At 60.6% G+C, this 16,607-nt stretch carries 15 protein-coding genes, 1 tRNA gene and 1 pseudogene; 4 read left to right on the forward strand and 13 right to left on the reverse strand.

Translation table 11 applies throughout. The annotated features are described in order from the left end of the window. Nucleotides 1–73: 73 nt before the first annotated feature. Nucleotides 74–1,387, forward strand: a complete 1,314-nt coding sequence (gene tyrS, locus IC234_RS04160) for a tyrosine--tRNA ligase (RefSeq protein ID WP_190922555.1) — start codon at nucleotides 74–76, stop codon at nucleotides 1,385–1,387. Between the two features lie 240 nt (nucleotides 1,388–1,627). Here tyrS and IC234_RS22140 read toward each other — a convergent pair. Continuing rightward, nucleotides 1,628–1,798, reverse strand: a pseudogene (locus IC234_RS22140) (histone H1); the annotation flags it as partial. 255 nt (nucleotides 1,799–2,053) lie between these two features. Continuing rightward, nucleotides 2,054–3,301, reverse strand: coding sequence for an aminotransferase class I/II-fold pyridoxal phosphate-dependent enzyme (locus tag IC234_RS04170; protein ID WP_190922557.1), 1,248 nt, complete (start codon nucleotides 3,299–3,301; stop codon nucleotides 2,054–2,056). Nucleotides 3,302–3,583: 282 nt separating this feature from the next. On the opposite strand from IC234_RS04170, the gene accC reads away from it, so the two are divergent. Beyond that, nucleotides 3,584–5,098: an acetyl-CoA carboxylase biotin carboxylase subunit gene (gene accC / locus IC234_RS04175; protein ID WP_190922558.1), complete on the forward strand. Its 1,515-nt coding sequence runs from the start codon at nucleotides 3,584–3,586 to the stop codon at nucleotides 5,096–5,098. 144 nt (nucleotides 5,099–5,242) lie between these two features. On the opposite strand, the gene IC234_RS04180 is transcribed toward accC, so the two are convergent. Both IC234_RS04180 and parS read right to left on the reverse strand, forming a co-directional pair. Then, a complete protein-coding gene (locus tag IC234_RS04180) occupies nucleotides 5,243–5,695 on the reverse strand; it encodes an RES family NAD+ phosphorylase (protein ID WP_190922559.1) in 453 nt (150 codons plus the stop codon). A gap of 1 nt (nucleotide 5,696) precedes the next feature. After that, complete coding sequence (gene parS, locus IC234_RS04185; RefSeq protein ID WP_190922560.1) at nucleotides 5,697–6,140, reverse strand: type II RES/Xre toxin-antitoxin system antitoxin; 444 nt, start codon at nucleotides 6,138–6,140, stop codon at nucleotides 5,697–5,699. Nucleotides 6,141–6,384: 244 nt separating this feature from the next. Between parS and IC234_RS04190 the strand changes: the two genes are divergently transcribed. Further along, nucleotides 6,385–6,804: a secondary thiamine-phosphate synthase enzyme YjbQ gene (locus tag IC234_RS04190; RefSeq protein WP_190922561.1), complete on the forward strand. Its 420-nt coding sequence runs from the start codon at nucleotides 6,385–6,387 to the stop codon at nucleotides 6,802–6,804. 119 nt (nucleotides 6,805–6,923) lie between these two features. Here the strand turns inward: IC234_RS04190 and bshB1 are convergent, their stop codons facing one another. The 8 genes from bshB1 to IC234_RS04230 form a co-directional block, all read right to left on the reverse strand. Further along, entirely contained in the window at nucleotides 6,924–7,643 is a 720-nt protein-coding gene (gene bshB1, locus IC234_RS04195) for a bacillithiol biosynthesis deacetylase BshB1 (RefSeq protein ID WP_190922562.1), read from the reverse strand. Between the two features lie 74 nt (nucleotides 7,644–7,717). Beyond that, the gene (locus tag IC234_RS04200) at nucleotides 7,718–8,836 is read right to left on the reverse strand and encodes a M23 family metallopeptidase (RefSeq protein WP_223827450.1); all 1,119 of its coding nucleotides are present in this window, start codon (nucleotides 8,834–8,836) and stop codon (nucleotides 7,718–7,720) included. A 141-nt stretch (nucleotides 8,837–8,977) separates the two neighbouring features. Next, a complete protein-coding gene (trxB, locus tag IC234_RS04205) occupies nucleotides 8,978–9,910 on the reverse strand; it encodes a thioredoxin-disulfide reductase (RefSeq protein ID WP_190922563.1) in 933 nt (310 codons plus the stop codon). A 123-nt stretch (nucleotides 9,911–10,033) separates the two neighbouring features. Next, nucleotides 10,034–10,897 (reverse strand): sigma-70 family RNA polymerase sigma factor, encoded by an 864-nt coding sequence (locus tag IC234_RS04210; protein ID WP_035566352.1) that lies wholly within the window; start codon nucleotides 10,895–10,897, stop codon nucleotides 10,034–10,036. Nucleotides 10,898–11,018: 121 nt separating this feature from the next. Beyond that, the gene (gene pnp / locus IC234_RS04215; protein ID WP_190922564.1) at nucleotides 11,019–13,190 is read right to left on the reverse strand and encodes a polyribonucleotide nucleotidyltransferase; all 2,172 of its coding nucleotides are present in this window, start codon (nucleotides 13,188–13,190) and stop codon (nucleotides 11,019–11,021) included. A 203-nt stretch (nucleotides 13,191–13,393) separates the two neighbouring features. Continuing rightward, nucleotides 13,394–13,669: a 30S ribosomal protein S15 gene (gene rpsO / locus IC234_RS04220; RefSeq protein ID WP_190922565.1), complete on the reverse strand. Its 276-nt coding sequence runs from the start codon at nucleotides 13,667–13,669 to the stop codon at nucleotides 13,394–13,396. 153 nt (nucleotides 13,670–13,822) lie between these two features. Continuing rightward, complete coding sequence (locus IC234_RS04225) at nucleotides 13,823–15,277, reverse strand: LptF/LptG family permease (RefSeq protein ID WP_190922566.1); 1,455 nt, start codon at nucleotides 15,275–15,277, stop codon at nucleotides 13,823–13,825. Between the two features lie 107 nt (nucleotides 15,278–15,384). Next, a complete protein-coding gene (locus IC234_RS04230) occupies nucleotides 15,385–15,798 on the reverse strand; it encodes an START-like domain-containing protein (protein ID WP_223827451.1) in 414 nt (137 codons plus the stop codon). Nucleotides 15,799–15,928: 130 nt separating this feature from the next. Here IC234_RS04230 and IC234_RS04235 point away from each other — a divergent pair. Further along, a tRNA-Met gene (locus IC234_RS04235) sits at nucleotides 15,929–16,002 on the forward strand. A gap of 199 nt (nucleotides 16,003–16,201) precedes the next feature. Here the strand turns inward: IC234_RS04235 and rplT are convergent. Next, nucleotides 16,202–16,546 (reverse strand): 50S ribosomal protein L20, encoded by a 345-nt coding sequence (gene rplT / locus IC234_RS04240; protein WP_068195169.1) that lies wholly within the window; start codon nucleotides 16,544–16,546, stop codon nucleotides 16,202–16,204. Between the last annotated feature and the right edge of the window lie 61 nt (nucleotides 16,547–16,607).

Here is a 16,607-nt window from a genome sequence, read left to right on the forward strand (position 1 = left end):
GTACCTTTGGGGCCACGTTTTGCGGGTGAAACCGTTTTCAATTCACCCATTCACCCATTCAGCCATTCCCCCCTTGAATCTCCTTGAAGAACTAACCTGGCGCGGCATGTACCACGACGCCATGCCCGGCACCGCCGAGCACCTGGCCACGCATGCCCCCATCACCGGCTACATCGGCTTCGACCCCACCGCCGCTTCGCTGCACATCGGCAACCTGGCTACCATCATGCTGCTGGTGCACCTGCAGCGCGCCGGCCACCGCCCGGTGGCCCTGGTGGGCGGCGCCACCGGCATGATTGGCGACCCCAGCGGCAAATCGGCCGAGCGCAACCTGCTCGACGAAGCAACCCTGCGCCGCAACCAAGCCGGCATCCAGGCCCAGCTCGAGAAGTTTCTGGATTTCTCCGAAGGTCCCACCGGAGCGCTGGTCGTGAACAACTACGACTGGTTCAAGGACTTCGGCTTTTTGCAATTTCTGCGCGAGGTGGGCAAACACCTCACCGTGAATTATATGATGGCCAAGGACTCGGTGAAGCGGCGCATTGGCGGCGGCGAGGACGGCGACAGCAGCGGCATCAGCTACACCGAGTTCAGCTACCAGCTGCTGCAGGGCTACGACTTCGTGCACCTCAACAAAACCCTCGGCGTGACCCTGCAAATGGGCGCCAGCGACCAGTGGGGCAACATCACCACCGGCACCGAACTCATTCGCCGCATGGCCAACGCCGAAGGCACCGAAGCCAAGGCCTATGCCCTCACCGGCCAGCTCATCACCAAAGCCGACGGCACTAAGTACGGCAAGTCCGAAACCGGCACCGTGTGGCTCGACCCCGCCCTCACCACGCCCTACCAGTTCTACCAGTTTTTCCTGCGCGCCGAAGACGCCGACGCCCCGCGCCTCATTCGCGTGTTCACGCTGCTGAGCCAGCCGGAAATCGAGGCCCTCGAAGCCGAGCACGCCCAAAACCCCGGCCTCAAAACCCTGCAGAAAGCTTTGGCCAAGGACGTCACCATTCGGGTGCACTCCGAAGCTGCCTACGAGGCCGCCGTGGCCGCGTCCGAGGTGCTGTTTGGCAAAGGCGGCGACCTGAGCACCTTGGCCGAAGCCACGCTGCTCGACGCCTTTGCCGGCCTGCCGCACCTGCGCGTGCCCCGCGCCGCCACCGCCGACCTCAACGTGGCCGTGCTGCTGAGCGACGCCACCGAAAAGCAGATTTTGTCCTCGCGCGGCGAAGCCCGCAAGCTCATCCAGTCCAACGGCCTGAGCGTGAACGGCGCCAAGCTCACCTCGCCCGAAACCCCGGTCGCCGACCTGGCCCCGCTGCACGGCAAGTACTTGGTGGTGAAAAAGGGCAAGAAGGACTACTTCCTGGTAGAATTGGTGTAGAGAAGCCGCGCGTCAGGCGGGCACCGCCCATGCCCAACGCGCCCAGGCACCACAAAAAAAGGCCCCGCCAATTGGCGGGGCCTTTTTCGTCATCTACAACATTCGCCGAATCCGGCGAATCCGTGATTACTTCTTTTTGGCAGGAGCAGCTTTCTTGGCAGCAGCAGGAGCAGCCTTTTTGGCGGCGGGAGCGGCCTTCTTGGCACCACCGGCAGCAGGAGCCTTGGCGGCACCGGCAGCGGCGTTCTTGGTGTTCTGCACCTCGGTGCGGAACGCCTGAGCCATCGTCTTCAGCTCCTGCATGCCTTTGCGCACGCGGGTGCCGGCGGCAGCGTTCTGCTTGTCGTAGAATTTCGAGAAATCGTCTTCCAGCGACATTACGAGGTCCTTCAATTTACCAAAGTTGTTCATTGGGGTTTGGGGTTTGGGGGTGAAAAATGAGCGTATTAAGCGGTTAAGCCGGCCCTAATATACAGGGATTTCAAATGCAAGCAAGTTTTTCACTTTTTTTTCAAAACCCTCTTCCCGGCTTTCAGAGGCCGATTTTCGGAAAAAAAACCTTGATTCCAGCAAGTAGCGCTAAACCCCTTAGCTTAGAATAGTTCAAAAACAAAAGCGCCGACTCCCCTCTCGGGAAGCCGGCGCCATGTGCCTTGGCGGGCCGTTTTAGGCGGTTTGCGTGGCCGCGGGGGCTTTGCTGTAAAGACCCTTATCGAGCTTGGTCGCCACGGCCTCAAACGCCGCAATCGTTTCTTGTACGTCTTCCAGCGTGTGCACCGCCGTGGGGATGAGGCGCAGCATAATCACGCCCTTGGGCACCACCGGATACACCACGATGGAGCAGAAAATGCCGTGATTCTCGCGTAAATCGAAGGTTAGGGCCGTAGCGTCGGGGATTTCGCCGTTCAGGAACACGGGCGTCACCGGCGACTCGGTGGTGCCGATGTTGAAGCCTTTTTCCTTCAGGCCGCTTTGCAGGGCGCGCACCACGGTCCAGAGGTTTTCGCGGTATTCGGGGTGGTTGCGAATCAGCTCCAGGCGCTTCAGGGCACCAATTACGAGGGGCATGGGCAGCGATTTGGCGAAAATCTGGCTGCGCATATTGTAACGCAAATATTCAATAACGCTTTCCGGCCCGGCCACGAACGCGCCGATGCTGGCCATGCTCTTGGCGAAGGTGTAAAAAATTAGGTCTACGCCCTCTACGCAGCCCAAATGTTCGGCCGTTCCGGCACCCGTGGGGCCCAGCGTGCCAAAACCATGAGCATCGTCGACGAAGATGCGGAAGTCGTACTTTTTCTTCAACTCCACGATTTCGCGCAGCTTGCCCAGGTTGCCTGACATGCCGAACATGCCCTCCGTAATCACGAGGATGCCGCCGCCGGTTTCGTCGGTGAGGCGCTTGGCGCGCTCCAGCTGCTTTTCGAGGTTGGCGATGTCGTTGTGGGGAAACACGAAGCGCTTGCCCTGGTGCAGGCGCACGCCGTCGATGATGCAGGCGTGCGACTCGGCGTCGTACACAATGGCGTCGTGGCGGCTCACCAGCGCGTCGATGATGCTCACCACGCCTTGGTAGCCGAAGTTGAGCAGCAGGGCGCTGGGCTTGTGCACGAAATCGGCCAGTTCATTCTCCAGCTGCTCGTGCAGGGTCGAGTTGCCGCTCATGATGCGCGCGCCCATGGGATAGGCCATCCCGTAATCGGTGGCACCTTCGCGGTCGGCCTGGCGCACTTCGGGGTGGTTGGCGAGGCCCAGGTAGTTGTTGAGGCTCCAGGTCAGCACTTCTTTGCCCCGGAACATCATGCGCGGCTTGATTTCGCCTTCGAGCTTGGGGAACGTGAAATAGCCGTGGGCGTAGTGCGAGTGCGAGCCAAGCGGGCCGCGGTTCGCCGAAATCCGGTCGAAAATATCCACTGAAAAAACGGTATGGAGGTGAAGTAAAGGGCGGTAAACAGGTAAAAGGGCTGATTTTCAAAAACCCAATACCTGCCTAATCACAAAGGTAACCCCGGGCCGCCGTTGTACATAATTTGGGCTTAATAACGGTTTGGCAGGGCCGATGTTTGAGGAGGGCGCGCGCTTAGCCCGTTTCTTTGTGCCAGACTTTAGCGAAACAGCGCAAATCCGGCCCTCGGGCGTCGCTCCCCTTTGCCCGACGGCCGGATACGCTCACCATTCTCCGCCCCACTCCCACCCATGAAAAAAATCTCCAAGCTGCTCGTCGCCAACCGCGGCGAAATCGCCCTGCGCGTGCTGCGCTCGGCCAAAGAAATGGGCATTGCCACCGTGGCCATCTACTCCGAGGCCGACCGCAACGCCCTGCACGTGCGCTACGCCGACGAGGCCGTGTGCGTGGGCCCGCCCGCCTCAAAAGACAGCTACCTGCGCGGCGACAAAATCCTTGAAGTGTGCCGCGCGCTGGGCGTCGACGCCATTCACCCCGGCTACGGCTTCCTGAGCGAGAATGCCGGCTTTGCGCGCATGGTGCGCGAGGCGGGCCTAATTTTCGTAGGGCCTAGCCCCGAGGCCATGGAAATCATGGGCGACAAGCTTTCGGCCAAGCAGGCGGTGCAGGCCTACAACATTCCGCTGGTGCCGGGCACGGCCGAAGCCATTTCGGACGTGGCCGCCGCCAAGCAGATTGCGCAGGAGGTGGGCTTTCCCATTCTGATTAAAGCTTCGGCCGGCGGCGGCGGCAAGGGCATGCGCATCGTGAACGATGCGGCCGAGTTTGAGGAGCAGATGCAGCTGGCCATTAACGAGGCCGTGTCGGCGTTTGGCGATGGGGCGGTGTTCATTGAGAAGTTCGTGACTGGCCCGCGCCACATTGAAATCCAGGTATTGGGCGACGAGCACGGCAACATCGTGCACCTGTTCGAGCGCGAGTGCAGCATCCAGCGCCGCCATCAGAAGGTGATTGAGGAAGCGCCTTCGTCGGTGCTTACACCCGAGCTACGCGCCGAAATGGGCCGCTGCGCCGTCGACGTGGCCCGTGCCTGCAACTACGCCGGGGCTGGCACGGTGGAGTTCCTGCTCGACGACAAGCGCAATTTCTACTTCCTGGAGATGAACACCCGCCTGCAGGTGGAGCACCCCGTGACGGAGCAAATTACCGGCCTCGACCTGGTGAAGGAGCAAATCCGCGTGGCCGAGGGCTACCCCCTGCCTTTCGCACAAGAAGACCTTACCATCACCGGCCACGCCCTGGAGCTGCGCGTGTACGCCGAAGACCCGCAAAACAACTTCCTGCCCGACATCGGCACCCTGAGCACCTACGTGCGCCCCCAGGGTCCCGGCGTGCGCGTCGACGACGGTTTTGAGCAGGGCATGGACATTCCGATTTACTACGACCCGATGATTGCCAAGCTGGTCACCTTTGGGGCCGACCGCGCCGAGGCCATTGCCCGCATGCTGCGCGCCATCGAGGAGTATAAAATCACGGGCATTGAAACCACGCTGGCCTTTGGTACCTACGTGCTGACGCACCCCGCCTTCGTGAGCGGCGATTTCGACACCAACTTCATCAAGGACCATTTCACGCCCACGACACTCGCCCCCGCCGCGCCGGACGAGGCCACGGCAAAAGTAGCCGCCGCGCTGGGCGCCATGCTGCTAAGCGAGAAGAAACCCAAAACGGCCGCCGCAACTGGGGAAACGGCCGGCGCGGAGGGTTCGTCGGGATGGCGTCGGAACCGGCTGGGCGTGCGGTAGGCCGCTTGCTGCTTTTCTATTCTATTAAGTCTATAAAGCGAAAAGCCCGGCATAAAGCCGGGCTTTTTTATGGGCAGTACCTTTATAGTAAATCGTTCTCCTTTAGGGTTGCCAAGAGTTGACGCGTAAATCAGACGATGCCCACTAGCCCTCTTTAATCCGCGGGTCAAACGCAAAATCCTCCCACCCCACAATCTTCACTTGCCCAAAATCCGGGTGGCGGGTGTTGAGCACGTAGTTGTGCTCGTGGGCAATGATGGACGAGGGCACGCGCAGCACGGCCGCCGTTTGGCGGCGGTACCAATCATCACCCAGAGGCTGACAGCGGGCGTAGTGGCGCGGCAGCTGCCACTCCTCGGGCATTTGGGCCAGCGTCAGCTCCTCGACGGCTAGCGTGTCGGGCACTTCAATGCGGATGACTTTGAAGAGGCTGTTGAGGCCTTCGCCGCTGCGGTGCACCACGTTTTCGAGGCAGGCCAGGGCGCGGCTGCCGGCGGCGTAGATGACCAGCTGGCCGCGCAGGTTCCAGCGGCCGGGGTTGCCGGAGGCGACGAGTTCACCGGCGTATTTAGCCAGGCAGATGCGGTAGATTTCCACTCTACGCCAAGTCGCCGTGGGCGATGCGGTCGACCTCGTCGGCCACCAGGTCGATGCCGCCGCTGGTTTCGAGCAGGGCCAGCGGCGGCTGGTTGTCAAGGCCGTAGGCAGGCTTGTCGAGCCAGCGGCGGAAGGCCGCCAGGGCGCCGAACACTTCTTCGCCCTGGCGGGCGAGAGCCAGCAGTTTGAGAACTTGCTCGCTGGCGGCGGGGCCGAGGCGTTTTTTGCCCTCGCGGTAGGCGCGCAGGGTTTTGGTGGTGGTGTGCAGCAGGTTGGCCAGTTCGTCGGCGCTGAGCTTGAGCAGGGCGGCCACATCGAAGGCAATTTTGGCCGGCACGCCGCTGCGGGCTTCCATCACAAGGGCAAAGGAATCGGCCACGGTGGCTTGCAGCCCCCGCAGGGCGGGCGAATACACGGCGGTGGGCGAGGTGGCGGTGGCAGTCATGGGAGCAAAATTAATTCTTTCCCAAAGATGGGAAATATTTCCCTGACAACGGGGAAATATTTCCTTTAGTTTCAGGACAACCGTGGCAGCAGGCGCGTGCGCTGGCCAACCCATGCCCTGCTGGCACAATTCGGCATGCTTGCCCCGACAAAGACGACGCGGCCCGGGCGTAAATTGTTCGGCAATCGGTGCCGCTTAGCGAGCTTGCGCACCGTATGTGCGCCTAATTTTCGACGTTTCCCCAATGGTTTTTCAGAAACAGCTGCGGCTGCCGGCCATGCGCCGGGGCTTCCACCTCATCACCGAGTACGTGTTGCAGGAATTGCCCGAGCTGGCGCGGGTGCGGGCCGGGCTGCTGCACGTGTTCATTCAGCATACCTCGGCTAGCCTCTGCCTCAACGAAAACGCCGACCCCACGGTGCGCCACGATTTTGAGCAGTTTTTCAACCGCGTGGCTCCCGAAAACGCCCCCTATTTCCGCCATACTTCCGAAGGCCCCGACGACATGCCGGCCCACCTGAAAGCCGCGCTACTGGGCAGCAGCGTCAGCATCCCAGTCACAAACGGGCGCCTCGCACTGGGCACCTGGCAAGGCATCTACCTGGGCGAGCACCGCGACCACGGCGACCGGCGCGCGCTGCTGCTCACCCTAATGGGCGAGTGAGCACCCGCGGAGACAGCATGAATGCAAAATGCCTGAAAAAAAACCGGCCCGGTTGCAAGCGCAACCGGGCCGGTTTTTATTGCTAAGTCCGCACGGGCGGCGCCGGAAACGCTAATGCGCTACAGCAAATCCCCTACCTCGCGCACGCCCACCGGCCGCGCGGCAGTGAAGCCCTCGCCAAACTCTACCCCGATGATGTGACCAAACTCCCGCGCCCGCGCTTCCATAAAGCGGCTAAAAGCCTGGCTGGAAAGGTAGGTTTGCGGCGCGTCCAAATCAGGATTGAAGAACTGGGTTTTAAACGCCTGAATGGCCTCCCACTTCTTTTCCCAATACGGCGTGATATCGACCACGAAAGCCGGCGGCAGCTGGCGGTCCTGAATGTAATGGTACACGTTTTTGGGGCGCCAGGCCTCTTGGGGCTGGCCGTCGTCGCCCAGGGTTTCAATCATGCGCAGGCCGGCCAAGAAACAGGCGTCAATGGCCAACTGGGCGGCGCGGCCGTGGTCGGGATGGCGGTCCGAGATGGCGTTGGCCAGCACCACCTCGGGCTGGTAGCGGCGAATGGCGGCAATGAGCGGCAATTGGTGCTCCCGGTCGTTGCGAAAAAAACCATCGGGCAGCCCCAGGTTCTCCCGGATGTCAATGCCCAGAATCTTATTGGCAGCGGCGGCTTCTTCGGCCCGGGTGGCCGGGGTGCCGCGCGTGCCCAGTTCGCCCCGGGTGAAGTCAACGATGCCCACCTTTTTGCCAGCCGCCCTGCTGGCCAGCAGGGTGCCGGTGCAGGACATTTCTACATCATCGGGATGGGCCCCCAGAGCCAGAATATCGAGTTTCATTTAGTTGGTGGGTGAGGGTTGTCCGGTGCCAAGCGCAGTCGAAGCCAAACGGCCTGCCAGCCGACAACGAGTTCTTACTTAATCCGCAGCTTTTTGCCCGGTTGCAGGGTTTTCACGCCGGGGTTCAGCTTGCGCAGGGTGCTGACGCGCACGCCGTAGCGTTCGGCCACCTCCGAGAGCGTATCGCCCGAGCGCACTTTGTGCGTCACCGTTTGGCGGGCCCGCGAGGGCTGGCTGCGGCTGCCACTGCTGCGGTGCCCCAGCGCCCGGCTGTAGTAATTGAAGAGCTGCGAGGTGATGGTGAAATTGTCTTTCCGCAGCTTGTAGCCGGGAAAATCGTACATCAGCACCGGGTTGATGGGGTTGCCCTGGTAACGCACCTCAAAGTGCAGGTGCGAGCCCGTGCTGCGCCCCGTGCTGCCGCCGTAGCCGATGAGCTGGCCGGCCTTTACGAAAGTGCCCACCGTCACGAGGGATTTACTGAGGTGGCCGTACACGGTTTCGAGGCCGTTGTAGTGCCGCACCAGAATGTAGTTGCCGTAGCCGCCGCCGTCCCAGGCCTGAATGCGCACCACGCCGTCGAACACGGACTTCACCGAGTCGCCGGTTTCCAAGTCCAGGTCCATGCCGTAGTGCCAGCGGTAGCCCCGGAAGGCAAAGCCCGAGGTGATGGGCGTGGTCACGAGGGGCATTTTGGCGTAACGCTGCCGCGGCGGGTCGGTGAGGCGTAGCTTCAGCGAGTCGCGGTAGCTGCGGCCGTCCACGCGGTAAGGGTTCACCCGGTGCGTGTCCCAAATGGAGTAGTAGCCCGCCACCTTTACCCACGACGAGTCGATGAGCACTTCCTCCGACATCTCCACGATTTCCGTGCCGCCGTCGTTCAGCGTCGTGGTGTCTTCGCTCACAATGCTGAGCTTCTTGGCCGGGTTGAAGTAAATGGACTTCGCAGCGTCGGAATTCTCGTCGGGAATTTCCTCGGTTTCGATGACCGTGGTCGTATCGGGCCGCACGTAGCGCATCTTGGGCGTCTTGATGCGGAAAAAGTCGGACCGGCCCGACGTGTTGCCGGCCTTGGCCTTGGTACGCGGCGGCTTGCGGCGCTGTGCCTGCGCCGGGGTCAGCCCGGCCAGGCACAACAGCAGGCCCAGCACCAGCAGCGCCGGGCGCCAGTAAGTTGTTTTCAGGAAAGTCAAAAGCGAACAGAAAAAGGCTTCCGGCGCAACCGTGAAGCAGTGCGCCGTAGTGCCGTTTGGTCTAAACAAAGCGTGTTAGAAAAAACGAACCACAAAGCTCGTCTTTTCTAACACGCCTTCACTAACTCAACAAGGCAAATTTTAGTGTATGCCCACGGCCGTCAGGTAGCGCTCGGCGTCGAGGGCCGCCATGCAGCCCGAACCGGCAGCCGTCACGGCCTGACGGTAGGTGTAGTCCTGCACGTCGCCGCAGGCAAAAACGCCGTCCACGTTGGTCTTGCTCGTGCCCGGAATGGTTTTCAGGTAGCCTTGCTCGTCGTGGTGCAGGTACGGCTGGAAAATCTTGGAATTCGGCTCGTGGCCGATGGCCACAAAGAAGCCGGTCAGGGGAATTTCCTTGGTTTCGTGGGTCAGCAGGTTTTTCACCCGCACGCCTTCCACCGAGTGCTCGCCCAGAATCTCATCCGTCACCGTGTTGAACAGCACCTCAATCTTGGGGTTGTCCAGCACGCGCTTCTGCATGATTTTCGAGGCCTTCATCTCGCCTTTGCGCACTATCATGGTCACCTTGCTGGCGAGGTTGGCCAGGTAAGTGGCTTCTTCGGCCGCCGTGTCGCCGGCGCCCACAATGGCCACCTCCTGCCCGCGGTAGAAGAAGCCGTCGCACACGGCGCAGGCCGATACGCCCGAGCCGTTCAGTTTGGCCTCCGACGGTATGCCCAGCCATTTGGCCGAGGCGCCGGTGGCAATAATCACGGCGTCGGCCGTCAACTCGGTGGTTTCATCAATAGTCACGCGACGCGGCGTCACCGAAAAATCAACCGCCGTGGCAATGCCGTAGCGGATGTCGGTACCGAAGCGAGCGGCCTGCTTTTTGAGGTCTTCCATCATTTCGGGGCCCATAATGCCATCGGGGTAGCCGGGGAAGTTCTCCACGTCATTCGTGATGGTGAGCTGGCCGCCGGGTTGCAGGCCCATGTACATAACGGGCGCCATGTTGGCGCGGGCGGCGTAAATAGCGGCAGTATAACCAGCCGGACCGGAGCCGATAATCAGGCACTTAATGTGTTCCATACGGGAGCGCAGGCTTCCGCTTGCGCATATTAAAGTCGATGTGAAAGGCACCCGCGAAAGCAAGTGCTACAAAAAACCCCAACCTTACAGCCGGGGTTTTTCAACAACAAAACTACGCAGAAGTTAGCCCAGATACGGCTTCAGCGCTTTCGAGCGCGAGGTGTGGCGCAGGCGGCGAATGGCTTTCTCCTTAATCTGGCGCACCCGCTCACGGGTCAGGTTAAACTTCTCGCCGATTTCTTCCAGCGTGAGAGCGGCTTCGCCGTTCAGGCCGAAATACAGCGTAATCACGTCGGCTTCGCGCTTGGTGAGCGTGCTCAGGGCACGCTGCACTTCCTTGCGGAGCGAGTCGTTCATCAGGGCCATGTCCGGCGACTCCTCGTCCTCGTTTTCGAGCACGTCGAGCAAGCGGTTTTCTTCGCCCTGCACAAACGGCGCATCCACCGACACGTGGCGGCCCGAGATTTTCAGGGTGTCCACCACTTCGGAAGTGGTCAGTTCCAGCACTTCGGCAATTTCCTCCGGCGACGGCTCGCGCTCAAACTTCTGCTCCAGCTCCGAGAAGGATTTGCTGATTTTGTTCAGCGAGCCCACGCGGTTCAGGGGCAGGCGCACGATGCGGCTCTGCTCGGCCAGGGCCTGCAGGATGGACTGACGAATCCACCACACGGCGTAGGAAATGAATTTAAAGCCGCGGGTTTCATCGAAGCGTTTGGCGGCTTTGATAAGGCCGAGGTTGCCCTCGTTGATGAGGTCGCCAAGGCTCAGGCCCTGGTTCTGGTATTGCTTGGCCACCGACACCACGAAGCGCAGGTTGGCCTTGGTCAGCTTCTCGAGCGCCTGCTGGTCCCCGTCGCGGATGCGCTGGGCCAGCGTCACCTCTTCGTCGGGCGTGAGCAAATCAACCTTGCCAATCTCCTGGAGGTACTTGTCCAGCGACTGGCTTTCGCGGTTGGTAATCTGCTTACTAATTTTTAGCTGTCTCATGGGACTAGGTAAGAACGATATCTGATGGGGTTATACGTAAGAAAAAGCCGCCCGGCCAGTCCCTAAGTCAGAGGAAGCCAACAGACTCCCCCTGACATTAGTTCGGCGCTGGGGCGTCTGGCTAGGCTTTCGCCTCGCCGTTGCTGGCGGCGGCGGCCTCCGGCTTCGGCAGCAACACCTTGCGCGAGAGCCGGTATTTGCCCGTTTTCTTGTCGATTTCCACCAGCTTCACGTCGATATCCTGGCCCACTTCCAACAGGCCTTCCAGCGTCTGAATCCGCTCGTGCGTCACTTCCGAGATGTGCAGCAGGCCGTCTTTGCCCGGCATAATCTCCACGAAAGCGCCATAGGGCTGAATGCTGCGCACTTTGCCTTTGTACACCTCGCCCACTTCGGGCTGGGCCGCGATGGCGCGGATGCGGTCGATGGCGCCCTGCATGTCCTCCTGGTTGGAGGCGTAGATGCTTACGTGGCCCTTCTCGTCCTTCTCCTCGATAATCACCGTGGCGTTGGTATCCTTCTGAATCTGCTGAATCACCTTGCCGCCCGGCCCGATTACGGCACCGATAAACTCTTTGTCGATGAGCATCTTGTGCGAGCGCGGGGTGTGAGGCTTCAGCTCCGGCGCGGGGGCCGAAATCGTCTTGGCCATTTCGCCCAAGATGTGCAGGCGGCCCTCCCGCGCCTGGTGCAGGGCAGCGGTCAGAATCTCGTTGCTCAGGCCCTGGATTTTGATGTCCATCTGGCAGGCGCAAATGCCCTTTTCCGTGCCGGTCACCTTGAAGTCCATGTCGCCGAGGTGGTCCTCGTCGCCGAGAATGTCGCTCAACACGGCGTACTCACCGGTTTCCTTGTCCTGCACCAGGCCCATGGCAATGCCGGCTACGGCGGCGCGAACCTTCACACCGGCGTCCATCAACGCCAGCGAGCCGGCGCACACCGTGGCCATCGAGCTCGAGCCGTTCGACTCCAGGATGTCCGACACGATGCGGATGGTGTAGGGGTTTTCCTCTTCCGAGGGCAGCACTTGCTTCAGCGAGCGCATGGCCAGGTTGCCGTGGCCGATTTCGCGGCGGCCGGCGCCGCGGTTGGGCTTCACCTCGCCGGTCGAGTAACCGGGGAAGTTGTAGTGCAGCATGAACTTCGAGAAGCCCTTGGTCAGCGGCTGGTCGATGATTTGCTCGTCGAGTTTGGTGCCCAGCGTGGCAGTGGTCAAGCTCTGCGTTTCGCCGCGGGTGAAGATGGCCGAGCCGTGCGCGCCGGGCAGGTAGTTGATTTCCGACCAGATGGGGCGGATTTCGGTGAGCTGGCGGCCGTCGAGGCGCACCCGCTCCTTCACCATCATGTCGCGAATGGCTTTCTTCTCAGCCGAGCTGTAGTAGCGGCTGAACATCTTCATGTCCAGTTCGGGCTGCTCCGCAATCAGCTGCTCCAGGAAGGCCTTTTTCACCAGCGAGAAACCTTCCTTGCGGCCGGCTTTGCTGGTGTTGCCGCTGCGGGCCACATCGTACGCACCTTGGTAGATGGCGTCATGAATGCGCTTTTTCAGCTCTTCGTTCTCCTCGTACTTGGGGTACTCGCGGGTGGGCGAGTCGGCGGTGCGGCCCACGGCCGCCGCCAAATCAAGCTGCAGCTGCACCTGGGCTTTGATGGCCTCGTGGGCGAAAGCAATGGCCGCTACCATTTCTTCCTCGCTCACTTCGTGCATCTCACCTTCCACCATGGCCACCGAGTCGCCGGTGGCGCCCACGATGAGGTCCATGTCGGCGCGAGCCAGGTCCGAAGTCTTGGGGTTAATCTGGAACTGACCGTCGATGCGCGCCACGCGCACTTCTGAAATTGGGCCGGCAAACGGAATATCCGAAATAGCCAGGGCAGCCGAGGCGGCCAGGGCGGCCAGGGCGTCAGGCTGCACTTCTTTGTCGGCCGAGATGAGGTTAATCATCACCTGCACCTCGTAGTGGTAGTCTTTGGGGAACATCGGCCGCAGGATGCGGTCGACGAGGCGGCAAATCAGGATTTCGTAGTCGCTCAGGCGGCCTTCACGGCGCTGAAACGAGCCGGGAATCTTGCCGGCCGAGCCGAATTTTTCTTGGTAGTCCACCGACAGCGGCAGGAAGTCAACGCCTTCGCGCTGGCTGGGGGCCGACACCACCGTGGCCAGCAGCATGGTGTCACCGAGGCGCACCACTACGGCGCCGTCGGCGAATTTGGCCAGCCGGCCGGTTTCGATGGAGATGACGCGGCCGTCGGGCAGCGCCAGGGATTTGGTAATGGCTTGGGGTTGGGACATCAGCGGGGTTTGCTTGGAAAAGCGACAGCGGGCGAGCAGCCAAAAACGAGCGCCGCCAGCGGCATTCGTTACTCAGGGGTATTCTACAGCAACATGGCGCCGAAGGAAAACAGTGCCCGGGGCGGCCTCGGCGCCAAACCGACCCGAACAAAAAAAGAGTAGGGAACCTTCGTTGGAAGGCTCCCTACTCTCAGACTCTGGACTTACTTGCGGATGCCCAGCTCCTTGATGATGGCGCGGTAGCGGTTGATTTCGCGGTGCTGCAGGTAATCCAGCATGCGGCGGCGCTTACCTACCAGCTTCAGCAGGCCCAGGCGGGTGCTGTGGTCCTTCTTGTTCACCTTGAGGTGCTCCGTCAGGTGGTTGATGCGGTGGGTGAAGAGCGCAATTTGCGACTCAGCCGAACCGGTGTCGGTTTTGGCTTTCTGCAGGCTGTTCTTTTCGAAGATGGCCTGTTTTGCTTCGGTAGTCAGAATCATCGGTTGATAGGTGTTACCCCGTCTTAGATTGTGAACGTGAAAAAATGTTGATTGAGTACCCCACACATTGGGGTGCCGCAAAGGTACGCAATTTTAAAACAGGATAAAAGCACGACCCGGGATTTTTAACCGCGGCCGTGCCGCTGACGAAGATTAGCTCACCAGCTCTTCTTCCGGCTCCGTGATTTTGCGCAGCGCCGGGATGCCCACGCGCTGCGGCAGGCGGCGCCAGAAGTCCAGCTCCAGCAGGCCGGAGTCGTTGTAGGCCTGATAGAGAAAGAAGAGACCAGCCGGGAGCAGCACCAGGTTCGAGAGCCACATGCCAATGCCCACGGGCATCACAAACTCGCGGCCGTACTTCTCACCCATGATGCTGAGCACGTAGTACACGATGAAAAACAGAATGGAAATGAGGATGGGCACCCCCAGGCCGCCTTTCTTGATGATGGAGCCCAGCGGCGCACCAATCATAAACATCAGCAGCACGGCCACCGATTGCGTGTACTTGCGGTACACCTCGATGCGGAACAGGGCCGAGTTGCGGGCAAACTCGTCCAGCCGCTCTGCCGTCGAGGTGGCGTACGACTGCAGGTTGCGGGCCCGGTTGACGGCCTGCTGAACGATGGCTGCCGAAACCGCGGGCAGCTTGCCGGCGGGCACTTGCAGGCCTTCCACTTTGCGGCTGGCAGCCCGGCCGGTGGTGTCGAAGCGAATGTAGGCGTAGTAGCTGTTCATTTGCCGGGGCAGCTGCTGCTCTTCGGTGCGCAGTCTTTTCTGCACCGAATCGGTGGCGTAGTGCAGCTGCGGGATGTTGAGCATCATCCGGTTTTGCTTAAACAGGTCCTCCTTGGTGCGGTTCATGCCGAAGGAAGCCAGCGAAAACGTGACCATGTTGTGGTCGAATGCCTGGCGCACAAAGCTGGCCCCGGCACGGTCCTGCGCATCGGGCTGCTCCACGTAGTTGTGGCCGTGAAACAGCTCCAGCCCCAGATACCCGCCGTTGAAGCGCGTGAACATGCGGCCCGAGTCGGCGAGCATCACCGTGGCGTTGCCCGACTTCTGCGTGTGGTCATATATCATGACGCCATGCAGCTGGTCGCCGTTTTCGCCCGTTTTCTTGTCCACCTTGATGGTGTAGCCGGGAATGCCGTTGTAAAACACGCCTTCCCGAATGTCCAGGGCCAACTTCTGCTGGCGCACGTCCCACAGCAAGCTGTAGGCTTTCAAGTTGGCGCGCGGCACGATGGTTTCGTTGAACCAGAACGCTCCAACGGCCAACGTCAGCGTGAGCAGCAGCACCGGCCGCAAAATGCGCGTGAGCGCAATGCCCGACGCCTTGATGGCCGTCAGCTCGTGGTGCTCGCCCAAGTTGCCGTACGTCATCAGCGACGAAAGCAGCACCGCCAGGGGCAACGACACGGGCACAATCAGCACGCTGAAATAAAACAGCAGTTGCAGCAGCACGGCCGTGCCCAGGTCCTTGCCGATGATGTCGTCGAGGTATTTGAGCAGCGTGTGCGTGAGCAGAATGAACTGCACCACCGCAAACGTGAGCAGGAAAGGCCCGGCAAAGGCCTTTAGAATGAGTTTGTCGAGCTTTTTGAGCATAGAACGCAACGCTGAGCAGTGGTTTCAGCTCAGCCCAAAACGACGGAGAAAGAGAAAAAGTACCAGCCGGTGGTGAAAAACGCCGCAGCCACCACCCGTAGCCGGGGCTACCCTCCTACCTGCTCGCGCAGCTTGCTCACCAGGCCTTCCCACATTTCGTGCTGCTCGTCGGCGTCTTGAGCCAGCGAATAATCCACTACGCGTAGATACACTTCATCCGTTACCTGCGAAGAGTCCAAGGTAAATTCCAAAAAATTGGCATCCGGCACGGACTGGCGGTGCTCGTCGAGGAAGACAAAACGCACGGCGCGGTTCAGGCGCTGGCCCGTAATCTCGGCGAAGTGGTTGTCATTATCCCAGATAAAATTGAGGCGTTGCCCCTCCACGTAGCGCACGTCGTCGCAAAACCATTGCGAAAGGCCCGACGCCGTAGCCAAATACGGGTAAAGAATTTTGGGAGAAGCGTTGATGGGAAATTCCACCACGAAGCGCGTTTTGGACTGAATATCAGGCGAAGCCATAAATGAAAAAACGAGGGCGCCCGAATAACAACCGGCGTAAACCAGCGGAGCGCAGGAGAAATACTGTGTTTTTAGCCCCAAACCTTGTTTTGGGGCCGATTATCGCGTTACCTTTGCACCCACAAAACCCGGCGGGGTAGCTCAGTTGGTTAGAGCACAGGATTCATAACCCTGAGGTCACGAGTTCAACTCTCGTCCCCGCTACTTCAAAAACCGTTTTGGCCGTGTGCCGAAGCGGTTTTTTTGTGTTGTGCCGGGTTGTGGCCGGCGAACCGCCGTGGCGGCGGGCGCGGCTTGTTGGCTTGCGCCGGCCACCGCCCGAAACCGGGTTGCAAGGGCCCAAAACAAGAAAACGCTGAACCCGGGGTTCAACGTTTTCTTGATGGATAACGCCCGGAAGGGGTTACTTCACTTTTTCCACGATGCCTTTGAAGGCTTCGGGGTGGTTCAGGGCCAGGTCGGCCAGCACTTTGCGATTGAGCTCGATGCCGGCTTTTTTCAGGCCGCCCATCAACTGCGAATACGACAGGCCGTGCTCACGAGCGCCGGCGTTGATGCGCTGAATCCAGAGGGCGCGGAACTCGCGCTTCTTTACTTTCCGGTCGCGGTAAGCGTAGAGGAGGCCTTTTTCAACGGCGTTCTTGGCTACGGTCCACACGTTTTTGCGACGGCCGTAGTAGCCCTTCGCCAAACGCATGATTTTCTTACGGCGGTGGCGCGAGGCCACGTGGTTGACACTTCTTGGCATAACCTTGAGAGTTTTTGGCAGCCGGCGACGGGGTTAAGGTCTTAGAGCCGGAAGCCTGGTG

Source organism: Hymenobacter armeniacus (genome assembly GCF_014699055.1).
GTDB lineage: Bacteria > Bacteroidota > Bacteroidia > Cytophagales > Hymenobacteraceae > Hymenobacter > Hymenobacter armeniacus.